The organism is Thaumasiovibrio clandestinus, from assembly GCF_047250365.1.
Classification (GTDB): Bacteria; Pseudomonadota; Gammaproteobacteria; order Enterobacterales; family Vibrionaceae; genus Thaumasiovibrio.
On sequence record NZ_JBLBVL010000013.1, the window covers coordinates 80,938 to 94,148 of the forward strand.

General features: G+C 44.5%; 12 protein-coding genes and 1 pseudogene. 7 read left to right on the forward strand and 6 right to left on the reverse strand.

What is annotated here, in order from left to right:
* Position 1: 1 nt before the first annotated feature.
* Positions 2-274, reverse strand: a complete 273-nt coding sequence (gene rpoZ, locus ACKLNH_RS15570; RefSeq protein WP_413113183.1) for a DNA-directed RNA polymerase subunit omega — start codon at positions 272-274, stop codon at positions 2-4.
* Between the two features lie 53 nt (positions 275-327).
* Entirely contained in the window at positions 328-954 is a 627-nt protein-coding gene (gmk, locus tag ACKLNH_RS15575) for a guanylate kinase (protein ID WP_413113184.1), read from the reverse strand.
* Between the two features lie 298 nt (positions 955-1,252).
* Between gmk and sigZ the strand changes: the two genes are divergently transcribed.
* Positions 1,253-1,798, forward strand: a complete 546-nt coding sequence (gene sigZ / locus ACKLNH_RS15580; protein ID WP_413113185.1) for an RNA polymerase sigma factor SigZ — start codon at positions 1,253-1,255, stop codon at positions 1,796-1,798.
* A gap of 99 nt (positions 1,799-1,897) precedes the next feature.
* Here sigZ and ACKLNH_RS15585 read toward each other — a convergent pair whose 3' ends face one another.
* Complete coding sequence (locus ACKLNH_RS15585) at positions 1,898-2,764, reverse strand: YicC/YloC family endoribonuclease (RefSeq protein WP_413113186.1); 867 nt, start codon at positions 2,762-2,764, stop codon at positions 1,898-1,900.
* Positions 2,765-2,983: 219 nt separating this feature from the next.
* On the opposite strand from ACKLNH_RS15585, the gene rph reads away from it, so the two are divergent.
* Positions 2,984-3,700 (forward strand): ribonuclease PH, encoded by a 717-nt coding sequence (rph, locus tag ACKLNH_RS15590; protein WP_413113187.1) that lies wholly within the window; start codon positions 2,984-2,986, stop codon positions 3,698-3,700.
* Positions 3,701-3,865: 165 nt separating this feature from the next.
* Entirely contained in the window at positions 3,866-4,507 is a 642-nt protein-coding gene (gene pyrE, locus ACKLNH_RS15595; protein ID WP_413113188.1) for an orotate phosphoribosyltransferase, read from the forward strand.
* Positions 4,508-4,600: 93 nt separating this feature from the next.
* Here pyrE and slmA read toward each other — a convergent pair whose 3' ends face one another.
* The 3 genes from slmA to coaBC all read right to left on the reverse strand — a co-directional run bounded on the left by slmA (position 4,601) and on the right by coaBC (position 6,973).
* Positions 4,601-5,191 carry a nucleoid occlusion factor SlmA gene (gene slmA / locus ACKLNH_RS15600; protein WP_413113189.1) on the reverse strand — a complete coding sequence of 197 codons (591 nt, stop codon included), beginning with the start codon at positions 5,189-5,191 and terminating at the stop codon, positions 4,601-4,603.
* Positions 5,192-5,275: 84 nt separating this feature from the next.
* Complete coding sequence (gene dut, locus ACKLNH_RS15605; protein WP_413113190.1) at positions 5,276-5,731, reverse strand: dUTP diphosphatase; 456 nt, start codon at positions 5,729-5,731, stop codon at positions 5,276-5,278.
* A 21-nt stretch (positions 5,732-5,752) separates the two neighbouring features.
* Entirely contained in the window at positions 5,753-6,973 is a 1,221-nt protein-coding gene (gene coaBC / locus ACKLNH_RS15610) for a bifunctional phosphopantothenoylcysteine decarboxylase/phosphopantothenate--cysteine ligase CoaBC (protein WP_413113196.1), read from the reverse strand.
* A 221-nt stretch (positions 6,974-7,194) separates the two neighbouring features.
* On the opposite strand from coaBC, the pseudogene ACKLNH_RS15615 reads away from it, so the two are divergent.
* The 4 genes and pseudogenes from ACKLNH_RS15615 to gmtX form a co-directional block, all read left to right on the forward strand.
* Positions 7,195-7,629 (forward strand): annotated as a pseudogene (locus tag ACKLNH_RS15615) (UPF0758 domain-containing protein); the annotation flags it as partial.
* Between the two features lie 148 nt (positions 7,630-7,777).
* Entirely contained in the window at positions 7,778-9,190 is a 1,413-nt protein-coding gene (gene gmtY / locus ACKLNH_RS15620) for a gamma-mobile-trio recombinase GmtY (RefSeq protein WP_413113191.1), read from the forward strand.
* Complete coding sequence (gene gmtZ / locus ACKLNH_RS15625; RefSeq protein ID WP_413113192.1) at positions 9,187-12,555, forward strand: gamma-mobile-trio integrase GmtZ; 3,369 nt, start codon at positions 9,187-9,189, stop codon at positions 12,553-12,555. The genes gmtY and gmtZ overlap by 4 nt, the downstream gene beginning before the upstream one ends.
* A complete protein-coding gene (gene gmtX, locus ACKLNH_RS15630; protein ID WP_413113193.1) occupies positions 12,555-13,175 on the forward strand; it encodes a gamma-mobile-trio protein GmtX in 621 nt (206 codons plus the stop codon). Before gmtZ ends, gmtX begins: the two co-directional genes overlap by 1 nt.
* The last annotated feature ends 36 nt before the right edge of the window (positions 13,176-13,211 follow it).

The following is a 13,211-nucleotide window of genomic DNA, read 5'->3' on the forward strand; positions in this document are numbered from 1 at the left end:
ATCAGCGGTCGCCAGCGATAGAGCTCACAGCAGCCAGTTCAGCGGCTTCCTGCTCTTGTTGCTCCTGGCGCTCACGTGCATCTAGCACATCTTTGTTGATAAGACCTTCTTCGATTTCACGAAGACTGATTACAGTGGTCTTGTCATTTTCTTCTGGTACCAGTGGATCCTTGCCACCAGTCTGCATTTGACGTGCGCGACGCGCTGCGACCAATACAAGGTCGAAACGGTTACCAATTTTTTCAACAGCATCTTGAACAGTTACGCGTGCCATCGAGGACTCCAGTGGTTAATTAATAAAAATAAGAGAAAATTGTACAAAATTGTTTAATCTTCTGCCAGTAGGCCTTTCAACATCGCAGTATGCTTTTCGCTCTGCTTGTCTTGTTTTAGGCGTTCGGCGCGAAGAATTGCCTTCATATCCATGACGGCAACATCAAAATCGTCATTAACAATGACATAATCATATTCATTGTAATGGGAAATCTCAGAACATGCCTCAGACATTCGGCGGGCAATCACTTCATCACTGTCTTGACCACGGGTGGTCAAACGGCGTTCAAGCTCAGGACGAGACGGCGGCAGAATGAAAATACTGCGTGCTTGTGGCATTTTTTCACGGATTTGACGGGCGCCTTGCCAATCAATATCGAGAAAAACATCAATGCCTTTATTTAAGTTGTCTTCAATCCAAGGGCGTGAAGTGCCATAGTAATTACCAAACACTTCAGCCCACTCCAGAAAAGACTCTTTCTGAATGAGTGCTTTAAAATCATCCGCAGAGACGAAATTGTAGTGAATGCCATCTTTTTCACCTGGGCGCATCCCACGTGTGGTGTGTGATACCGACACTTTTAACGTATAAGTAGGATTTTTTTCGATCAGCGCTGAAATCAGGCTGGATTTCCCTGCGCCGCTCGGTGCAGAGACGATATATAGCGTACCTTTGCCCATGTTGATGCTCACCAAGTGTAAGAAGGTCGCGCAGGGTATCATGAACAGCGGCAAATTTGAATCCGCAAACTGATGAAATTTTCAGCTTATTTCTGATGTTGAGGCGATAACACGCAGTGTACTTTAGGATGTTTGCGTTTTTAAATACATAAACCAAGAGTAAGAATAGGGCGTGCTGCTAAATTGTAGCGCATTTCCTATGTGCGAATAGGTGCAGCATGAAATTTTTTTGCGTCTTTATGTCGGCTGTTGCGTCATAATCTGAATGCATCAATATATCATATTGTTTGAGGTACCTATGTTATCTGATTGGCAAAATCATAAAGTGCAACTGCGGAGCTACATTAGTAAGCGTGTTAAAGACGCCGATGCTGTCGACGATATTTTGCAAGACGTCTACATCAAAGCCAGCACCAACTTACACCAGTTAAAATCACGCGGCAGTTTGACTGGATGGCTATACCGCATTGCTTATAACGCCATCATGGACTATTACCGACGCCATCAATCTTATGATGAACTGCCAGAGAGTTTAGTAGCAGAAGAGCTCGACTCTGGAGAAAAAGCCCATCGCGAGCTGGCGCAATGCCTCGGTCCGCTTATTGAGGAGTTGCCAGACAAGTACCGCCTTCCTCTTCAATTGGCTGAACTCGATGGGGTTACGCAGCAAGCCGTGGCAGATCAATTAGGCCTTTCTCTATCTGGTGCCAAAAGCCGCATCCAGCGAGGCCGAGTGAAGCTACGAGAGCGTTTAACAGCGTGTTGTGATATTGAGGTTGGGCGCGGTGGCGTAATGGAGTTTCAGCGCAAAGACCCTAATGGCGGTCATTGCAATAACGAGTGAAGAGAAAGGCAGAGCGTCTCTGCTTTTTTGCGAGATTACCAAGCCCCTAAGAACAGGGGCTTGGTAAGATTAAGTTATCTCAAGGAGATTCAAAAACCTTTATTCAATATTCTGGATCTGTTCGCGCATTTGCTCAATTAGCACTTTTAGCTCCACCCCTGATGCGGTGATGTCTGTGCTGATTGATTTTGAGGCCAGTGTATTTGATTCACGGTTAAACTCTTGCATCATAAAGTCTAAACGACGACCACAAGCGCCGCCTTTCTTGAGAATGTTGCTTGCTTCTTTAACGTGAGAATCTAGACGGTCAAGCTCTTCAGCAACATCCGATTTTTGTGCCAGCAAGATCAGCTCTTGCTCCATACGCGATGGGTCGAGTTCGATATTGCTGTCTTCAAATTTAGCGATAAGGCGCTCGCGTTGCCATTCAATAATTTCAGGCATGCGGGCACGCACTTTCACCACTTCATCGGTAATGGCACTGAGGCGCTGGGCAATCAGTGCTTTCATGTTTTCGCCTTCGCGGCCACGCGCGTCGATGAATTCGCCAACTGCGTCGTCAAAGGCAGCGAGGAGATCTTTGTTTACCGTATCCATATCTTGCTCAGGTGTTTCCATAACGCCGGGCCATTGCATGATCTGAAACGGATTTAAGCGACTCTCTTCGCCGGTTAAGTTCATTACTTGATTTGCTGCGGCAATTACCTGCTTAGCAAGGGTCTCATTAATGGTGAGCTCACCTTTTGCAGCAGGGTTGGCTTCAAAACGCAATGCGCACTCTACCTTTCCGCGAGCAAGGCGCTTGCGGAAGCGTTCGCGCAGCACAGGTTCTAATCCACGGAATTGCTCAGGTAGGCGGAAGTAGGTCTCTAAGTAACGTTGGTTAACGCTACGAATTTCCCAAATGGCAGTGCCCCAATCCCCTTTTACCTCTTTGCGAGCATAAGCGGTCATACTATAAATCATCGAATTTTCCTATTTACTATCTATTGAAAATAACGCGCCGCAATAGTAGCACAAAGCGGGCGGCCTCGCTGCGGATGGCGCATCAAGGGTGGGGCAGGGTAATGATAGCGAGAATAACGTGCAAAGGTGGTGAATGTTGTACATAGCTTTACGGCGTCAATTCCTTTATAATTCTGCTCCAATCAAATACGTCCCCCCTTCTATATAAGGTAGATGCCCATGCGTCCAAATGATCGCAAGGCGGATCAAATTCGCCCAATCAAAATTACCCGTAATTATACGGCCTATGCAGAAGGTTCTGTGCTTGTTGAGTTCGGCAATACGAAAGTGTTGTGTAATGCATCAATCGAAGAAAATGTCCCTCGTTGGCTAAAAGGTCAGGGTAAAGGTTGGGTAACGGCAGAATATGGCATGCTACCGCGCGCCACGCACTCACGTACTCGTCGTGAAGCGGCCAGTGGTAAGCAGGGTGGGCGTACCATGGAAATTCAGCGCCTGATCGCGCGTAGCCTTCGTGCCGTTGTTGATCTTAAAGCGATGGGTGAGATTATGATCACTGTTGATTGTGATGTAATTCAAGCCGATGGCGGTACACGTACGGCGTCTATCTCGGGTGCGAGTGTGGCAATGGCTGATGCATTCCAAACGTTAGTAGATAGTGGCAAACTAAAAGCGAACCCAATGACGGGACACGTCGCAGCGGTGTCTGTGGGCATTGTGGCGGAAGAGGTTTTGTGTGATTTGGAATATGTGGAAGACTCAGCTGCTGATACTGATATGAATGTGGTGATGACTGAAGATGGCCGCATGATCGAAGTGCAGGGCACAGCAGAGGGCGTACCTTTTACACACGAAGAGTTGTTGGAGCTGTTGGCGGTGGCCAAGAAAGGCGTTGCCGACATTGTTGAAGCGCAGAAGCTAGCGCTAGCCAACTGATTTATTAATGGCTCCCAATTGGGGGCTATTTTTTTGCCTCGGTTTCTTAAGCGCTAGCGCTAAGGAGGGTAGTGCGCGACTTATAAAGCGCTCTATTTTAGAGGCAGCTTGATACACATTGATGAACCGTTTAGACGATTAGACTTTTTATTTAGAGAGAGAAAAATGAAAGCATACCAGCGTGAGTTTATTGAATTTGCCTTAGAAAAAGAAGTATTGAAGTTTGGTGAGTTTACTTTGAAGTCTGGCCGTAAGAGCCCTTATTTCTTTAACGCTGGTCTTTTCAACACCGGCCGTGATTTGGCCCGCCTTGGTCGCTTTTATGCTGCTGCATTGGCAGAGTCTGGCATCGAGTTTGATGTTCTATTTGGCCCTGCTTATAAAGGGATTCCGATTGCGACCACCACGGCGGTGGCGTTGGCCGATCATCATGATGTAGATACACCTTACTGTTTTAATCGCAAAGAGGCCAAAGATCACGGTGAAGGGGGCAACTTGGTCGGTAGCCCGTTGGAAGGGCGCATTATGTTGGTGGATGACGTCATCACCGCGGGGACTGCAATTCGTGAGTCAATGGAAATCATTCAAGCCAATGGCGCAGATTTAGCGGGCGTATTGGTCGCGATTGATCGTCAAGAAAAAGGCAAAGGCGAGCTGTCAGCGATTCAAGAAGTGGAGCGCGACTTTGGCTGTGCGGTTATCTCGATTGTCTCGTTAGGCGATTTAGTGACCTACCTAGAAGAGAAAGGCAATGCGACAGAGCATTTAGAGGCGGTAAAAGCGTACCGTGCTGAGTACGGCATTTAATCCGGCATCAAATCAATAATAAAAACGCCAGTCTTCGGACTGGCGTTTTTTATGGCTGTATAGTGAAGCGGTTCTGCGCAAAGTGCGAGACGGTCACTTAATCTGTGCCGTTAGCAGTTCCCAGTAGGCTTCAAAATCTTCTGTTGGTTGATATTTAAAGTTGGATCGCACAAAGCGGTTAAAGCTGCCTTCAACTTGGCCTAATAGTTGCGCTGCTAAAATACGTTCATCAACCGGGAAGCCTTTGCCTTCGCGAAGCTGGCGTTCACGGAGCACTTGGCGCAGCATTAATTCGATGCGTTCAAACATTTGATTAATACGCGCTTGAAGTTTGTCTTGTTCAAACATCAGTGCATGGCCAGTCATGATACGAGTTAATCCTGGGTTTCGCTCTGCAAATGCCAGTAAAAGCCGAAGAATAAGGTAAATACGGCGTAGGGTATCTTTCTCATCTTCGGTTATGCGATTAATGCGCTCGAACAGTGACTCTTCGATAAAGGCGATCAGCCCTTCAAACATCTTCGCCTTACTCGGGAAGTGGCGGTATAACGCGGCTTCAGACACCCCCACTTCGGCAGCCAGTTTGGCGGTGGTGATGCGTTGACTACCCTGATTTGATTCCAGCATGCTTGCAAGAGATTGCAGGATTTGCTCACGGCGGTTTATTTTTTTTGTGCCTGCCATGGTTAACGTGTCCTTTTTAAATAACAAAATAGTTGAGTGACAAAGGCCTAATTCACAATAAGGGAGCGAAAATCCCTCGGCCGACTATTTTCTGCCAGAGTGGCCAAATCCGCCTTCACCACGACATGAAGCGTCGAAATCTTCGACAAGATTAAACTCTGCCTGAATAACTGGAACAAAGACCATTTGTGCTATGCGTTCACCCGGTTCTACAACAAACATCTCTTGGCCACGGTTCCATACTGATACCATCAACTGTCCTTGGTAATCCGAATCGATCAATCCAACAAGGTTACCTAAAACGATACCATGCTTATGGCCAAGCCCGGAACGAGGTAAAATGGTCGCAGCGATGGTCGGATCACCAATATGAATCGCAAGCCCTGTTGGGATCAAGTGCGTTTGACCCGGTTCAACCGTGAGTGCATCATCTAAACATGCACGCAGATCGAGGCCCGCAGAGCCTTCTGTCGCATAAGCCGGTAATGGGTACTCATTACCAATACGTGAGTCGAGGATTTTTAAATCAATCTTTTTCATGCTAGTTCTCGTGCGTGAATATTACGGGTGTGTTGTGGTTTGAAAGAGCGCAACAATTTCTTCAATCAGTTGTTCTCCCAGTTGAGCTTTGCTGGCTAAAGGCAAGGCTTTGTCACCTTGCGGCCAGTAGAGGTGCAGGGCGTTACTATCACTATTAAAGCCTTGCCCCTGAATGGAGACATCATTGGCACAGATTAAATCAAGGTTTTTGCGTTTCAGTTTACTCTGTGCGTAATCCGCCACTTTTTGTGTTTCTGCAGCAAAACCGACGGTGAATGGGCGCGAAGAGCTTAAGGCTGCAATACTGGCAATAATGTCAGGATTTTTTACCAAGGTTAAGGTGAGCTGATCGTTATCCGCTCGCTTCTTCATCTTTTCCGGACTAACCGTTGCCGCACGGTAGTCCGCTACGGCCGCACAGCCAATAAAAATGTCATGCGATGTCGCATGCTGCATAGCAGCAGCATACATCTCTTGGGCGCTATTAACGTCGATCCGAGCCACGCCAGCGGGTGTGGCTTGACTTACTGGGCCAGCGATAAGGGTGACCTCTGCGCCGTATTTGGCTGCGGCCGCTGCAATGGCAAAGCCCATTTTTCCTGAGCTGTGGTTGCTGATATAACGTACTGGATCGAGAGCTTCGCGCGTCGGGCCTGCGGTGAGTAGCAACTTAATGCCGGAAAAGTCATGGCGTGGTCGAAAGAAGTGTTCAACTTCTGCCACGATTTGCATTGGCTCAAGCATACGTCCCGGCCCGGTATCACCACATGCTTGCTCGCCACTGGCAGGGCCCCAAATAGGGTGTCCTCGCTGAGCGAGAGTTTGAATGTTTGCTTGTGTGGCTGGGTGGCGATACATCTGTTGGTTCATGGCAGGCACGATGGCGACGGGAGCCTCAGTCGCCAGCACTAGGGTGGTGAGTAGATCATTGCCCATTCCTGCAGCACAGCGAGCAATCAGATCGGCGGTAGCGGGTGCTAATACGACCAAGTCAGCCCATTTTGCTAGTTCGATATGCCCCATAGAGGCTTCCGCTGCGGGATCAAATAGACTATCGGATACCGGGTGGCCAGATACAGCTTGCAGTGTTAATGGGGTAATGAACTCTTGTGCGGCCTTTGTCATCACGATACGTACGCTCGCACCGCGTTCGCTGAGGCGACGAGTCAATTCGGCACATTTATAAGCAGCAATGCCACCACTAATGCCAAGTAAGATGTTTTTTCCTGCCAGTGTTTGCATGGGGTCTCTCTGATTAGCTGGACGATGGATGCCAATGGCAACGTCTGGCGACAAGATAACATGAATTGACGCTGGCATTAAGTGGCGCTATCTCAAGGAATTCATGAATGAGTGGCATATCAATTTCTGCTGCAAGATAGCGTGCTCGGCTTTGTAGCACAGCTTTGTTGAGGTAGACGCGTTGCTTTGATATTAGGTGTACCTTTATAAGAGGAGCAGGGATGAATATTCTAGCGCTGCCAGAAACCTCGCGCCCCCGCGAGAAATTGTTAGATAGAGGCGCAGAAGCATTAAGTGATGCCGAGCTTCTGGCGATTTTCTTACGCACGGGCATTAAAGGAATGAATGCCATTGAACTGGCCGATTATCTCCTGCAAGAGTTTGGTTCGCTGCGGGGGCTATTGTTGGCGGACAAAAAAGCCTTTTGTCAGCATAAAGGCTTGGGACCGGCAAAATATGCGTTATTGCAAGCCATGTTGGAGATGCAGCAGCGTTATTTGATGGAAGTTATTCAAAAGGAAGATGCATTAACCAGCCCTGCTCATACTCGACGTTATCTGGCGAGTGTGTTGCGTGATAAATCTCGGGAAAATTTTTTAGTACTCTTTCTTGATAATCAACATCGCGTTATATCGAGTGAAATATTGTTTGAAGGTTAATACCCCATAGGTAGATCTACTATAAGTCAGGTATTAGAACACTTACATATTGATTTAGAGAATCTTAGAGAAAAATTATTGCTCAACCTGCTGAATATTACCTCATACTATCTAATATATAGTATATAAAGAGATATCATGCCTAATGCATTCAAGTACAGCCTTAAAAGCACGAATTACTCTCGACAACACGGGAACCCAAGTTGAGACTCCGGTCATAGTTACCAGTGAAGGGGTGTTGAAGAGTTACCTTAATTACCTGCTTGCGTTCAGGCATAAAAGTGAAAGCTGGAAGAATCGATCTGTGTTCGCGGTCAGGCTATTGCTTGATTACATGAATGCGAACAAGGGGGTCTTCGAAAAGCCTAAGGATATGTTTCGGGAATTCAGCAATGCTTTGTTTACTGGAACAGTGGGCAATGATGGCTCAGATCCATCAGGACTTCGCTGGCAGCCAAGAAAAGAGCCAGACGCTAACTTCCTTATCAATTTGATAACTCACTACACCGATTACCTCTCCGAAGTAAATGAGGATGAAGGTTACACACTGAATCCATTCAGGGATGCCTCCCCTTTCGAGCAGCGATTGAACTGGGCTGCCTATTACCAAAAACGTGATAGAGCATTCCTGTCTCACCTCTGGAAACGACAGGATGCGACGTTAAAGAACAGTAAGGTGCGTCAGGTTAAGGCTCGAAACAAGACATTGTCAGTGGGTATCTATGACATCGCAAAAGCATTCCCAGATGGACGTATTAACGATCTTCTTTATCAAGGATTCGTCTATCCAGGCAAGGAGCACTGCAAGGTCATTCACGAACGGTTGAACCTTAGGGATGTGCTTATAACCATCCTTATGCACTACGGAGGACTGAGAATCAGCGAGGTTTGTCACATTTACGTTCAGGATATTGTAGAGCTTCAATTGGGCGGCAAAACTCAAAGAGCTGTCAAGGTATATCACCCATCGCTAGGCTTGGCCCCAATAGATGATCGGATGACTCGTCGAGAGTATTTACAAAAGCATTTCGGATTGAAGCCACGCAATGAATACCCAGCTTCGCAAAAGCGATTTGCTGGCTGGAAAAACTCTATGCTAACGAACGTTAAAGGTAAGTTCTTTACAGTCGAGTTCTTTCCCGAAAAAGCGAAGGAGCAATTTTTCTTGCTATGGAAAATGTACTTAATGTATCAGCGGTTTCCTCCAAAAAAGGGGCAGGAACACCCGTATGCTTTCACATCCCGCGAAGGTACACCCTATACGATTAAAAGCTACTTTGAATCGCGTAAACGAGCCGTTGAACGAATAGGTTTGGAGTACAGCAAAGAAGCCTGTACGACACCTCACGCTGATCGTCACCGTTACGGCCAGAATTTGGCTGAATCAGGTGTACCTTCGATTGTTATTAAAACGGCCATGCATCATTCGTCCATCCAGAGCCAGCAGGTTTATACACAACCAACCGAAAAGGAAGTCAGGCGTCAATTAAAAAATGCGGAACAAACCGCTTTGACCAACTCCAGTATCAATCTGCAGTTTTTATCGGAGTTAAAATGAAATCTAACAAAAATAAATACACATATTATGAAGCACAAAAAAAAGCTCAAGAAATGGGAATTAAAACATCTAAGGAGTATAAAGAGAGGTATAAAGAAGATCCTCGGTTGATATTAAATGTGAGTAGAGCCTATTCGAGCGAATGGACTGGATGGAAAGAGTTTTTAATGACTGGAGTTAAGCCATACCTTTCTTTTGCAGAGGCATCTAAATCAGCTATTAATATTGGCATTTTAAATAGGGCTGATTACAAGAGGAAAAAACATAAAGATCCTAGACTCCCATTAAAGCCAGATCAAAAGTATAAAAACGAATGGAAAGGTTGGGCTAATTTTTTAGGAAATGACCCTGTCGAATACTATAAATCTTTAAGTGAGGCTTCTAAATCTGTTTTTAATTTAGGGATTCGCAGTCAAATACAATACTTCAAAAGATACAAAGAAGATCCAAAGCTTCCATCACACCCGTCTAAATTTTATAAAAATGAATGGGTTAATTGGTACAGCTTTTTATGCAAAGAAAAGTTTGTGTACTACGAATCCATAGAAGAGGCATCAAAAGCTGCAATATTATTAGGTATAAAAACTGGAAGAGATTACCATAAACTCCGCAAACTAGATCCGCTTCTACATTGCTCGCCTCACGTGTACTACGGCGATTCTTGGCTCTCATGGCAGTCCTTCTTAAAGACTGAAATTGAAAGATATGAGACATTAAGACAAGCATCTAAGGCGGCTTTAAAACTAGGTATTAAGACTGCAAAAGAATACCAAAAACGATATAAGTTAGACAAACTTCTACCTTCAGATCCTGCTTTGATTTATAGATGTGAATGGACTGGATTTTCGGACTTTCTTAATTCTTATCAGAAGTATCCTACCATTCAAGAAGCATCTAATGCGGCTTCAAAACTAGGAATAAAAAATCGAGCTGAATACAGAAAGAGGTACAAAGAAGACTCCATGTTATGTATGAGCCCTGAAAACAAATACAAAAGAGATTGGATTGATTGGTATTCCTTTTTAAAAATAGAAAAACCTATGTCGATGAATGAAGGTTGGTTAAGTGCAAAAAAAGCTTTCTCAAAAAATGTCAGTCAAATGAGCACCTTAGATTACTCGTTGAATAAGTTTTATATTGACTATTTTAAATCAGAAAAACCACCTGAAGTACCATCACAAGTGCTACATAAAGATTATGATTTTAATGTGATTAGATACAGGTCTTTTATATATGGTTTGTTGAACTATCAACAACAAAGATATCATAATATGATATCTAGTTTTTTTGACTTCATACTGGAAGAATATTGCACTGATCAAACGGACGATGGCGACTCATTTATTTTGCCGGGGTTTAGGAATCCTTTAAAGACAATTCTAAAAGAATTTGGTGGTGGTCTAACTAGATATAGACCTGATGAGTCTGTAAAACCTGCCTTGCCATTTGTATATATAGAAAAAGCAAAATCATTTATGTTTCCTGACATGAACAGTAATTTCTCAGACTTTAAACATTTGCATGATATGTTTACAGCTGATTGGTTTGATGTGAGCTTGAATTGCATAGATAAGCTTGATCCAGATTGCGTTTGGAGAGTTAAAATACATAAGGGAAAAGAGGTATATCAAATGTGGTGTCCTGCTAGGGCGATCGCATTATTCACATTGCTTTCAGTCCCGTTGAGAGGCCAGCAAATATTGTGGCTTGATTCGGGGGAAGCTGATAAGTCGATTCCAGTGTTCGATAATACTGGTAATATAACATGGGTTGAAAATGCAAATACTATTGCAGGGCAAAAAAAGAAGAGTTTCGGTTTTATTAAAAGATACCCTGATGGCTTAGGTATGTTTGTTACAACAAACAAAACATCACTAGAAAAACCAACATATTCTATACCCTACATACCTCATGATCTTGCAGTGATTATAATTAAACTCAGGATCTGGCAATCCAAGTATAACCCTCTTAAGAGCCTAACTGGCTGGGATGAAATAAAGCTCCCAAGAAAACAAAACATTAAGATGCTCAAAGCAAGAGAAAAGCAAGCCTTTCTATTTAGAGACCCATGCTCTGACAAGGTTTCTCCATATCGCACAGCAAACGCTTTTTACCATTATTTACCAAAAGTTTTGTATGAAATCCAAAATAACGACTTTCCGCTTGTAAATCGTCATGGGAAAAACAAACTTAAAACCGAATATACACCTCATTCAATGCGTGTCAGCCTCATTACTGCGTATGTGGTTGATGGTGGAGTTCCGTTGCAAGTGGTTTCAAAGCTCGTTGGTCATGCATCCATTGTGATGACCATTTACTACACCAAGGTAAGTTCAGGAGAAATACGCCGCGAACTGGGCGAAGCTGAAAAACGAGCTTTAGCCAAAAGTGCTCAACAGTTAGAAGATACAATTCTGGATCGTAACATTGAACAGGCTCGCAGCGAACTGATCGGCAGAGATCAAGTTTTCTTCCAGCGGGTTGATGACTCTTGGCCGATAACGGCGTATCAATTCTCTGACAAAGGTATTTGCCCAATGGGTGGTGGAGCGTGCGATAGTGGAGGAGTAGGCGAGGATGGCAAACCGGATAATTCTCCTACTCCCGCCGGTTATTTGGGTAGACGTAACTGTATCAAGTGCCGTTATTTCGTCACAGGCCCCGCTTTTGTTGGTGGCTTGCAGGCTTTAGCTAATGAAATATCACTCGAAATCCAAGTGGTTAATGATGAACATATCGTTTGCCAAGAGCGTATGCAGCAATTAGAAGATGAGCAGTATGACTGTGAAATATCAGGCGAACCCTTCACCAAAAAATCAGAGTTATCAAAAGCACATTCAGATCATGAAGAACGAGCAACCAAGCTCGACGTATTATTGTGCGATATGTCATCCCTGGTGACTCTGATCAAACAATGTATGGCATTACTCAATGAGTATGATATTGGTAATGGCAAGCAACTGATCGTATCCGAGTCATTCGCAAAAGTTGATTTTGAGCTTCAAGAGTCAAAAACTAATTTCAGGCTTCTGAGCCACATTTGTGAAAATGCCTCCATCTACAGTGGTGCAAGTGCCTCAAGAGCCTTACCACTGAGATCTCAGATGCTCGACCAACTTGTTGATAAAAATGGACTGTCCCCTGCAATGTTCCGTTTAAACAAGGAGCAACAATTAAGTATTGGCAACCAGCTTACTAAATTACTGATGGATAGAGTTGAAAGTTGGTCTGATATTGACCGTCTGATGACAGGTGAAATACAGCTTAACGATTTATCAGGGGCAGAGACTCTTGAGCCTCTATCGCAATCCATTAAATGTCTACTCGATCAATCTAGGCAGAGTGCATTACTAGGAGATACCTAATGAATATTAACGAGTTATTTGAAAAGCTTTGCTCAGAAGCCAAGAACGACCGCGCAAGAGCGACTTTGAACGCAATCAATACCATTTGTCAGGAACAGCATGGTCGAGGCTCGAAAGATTTCTCCGTAGCTACGATTTCACGACTTGGGGAAGGAAGAGGCGTTCCAAAAGCTCAGTCTATCCACAACAAGACTGGAGAAATTTATCGGGCACTCATAAGCGCTTGGCAAAATGCTAATCCGTTAGCTAAAAAGCCTAAAACTCCAGCTACGCTGGATTGGGTTGAAAATATCGAAGACCTAGCCTTGAAATGGCTGGTATACGATCTTGTATCTGCTAATAAAGGACTATCCTCTGAACTACAGCTATGTAAATCCGTCAAGAATTTGAATATTGACCTTAGAGAGGGGCAATCATCTTCGACAGAAAAGCGAGAGCTTTTGGATGTTGAGAGAAAAGCTTTGACTGGAGCCATCGATAATAAGTTTCTTGATCGTAGAGGTTGGCAGAGAACTGAGAGGGGGGCTATTATTGACACTGCGACTGGAGAGGTGATTTTCAAAAACGGCTTTGCCTCTGGAATTGAAAAGCTCACCTCAATTAGTGCCGGCGAATATTAGGGTTTGTTAGTTTGCTCTAAAGAACGTAACTCAGAA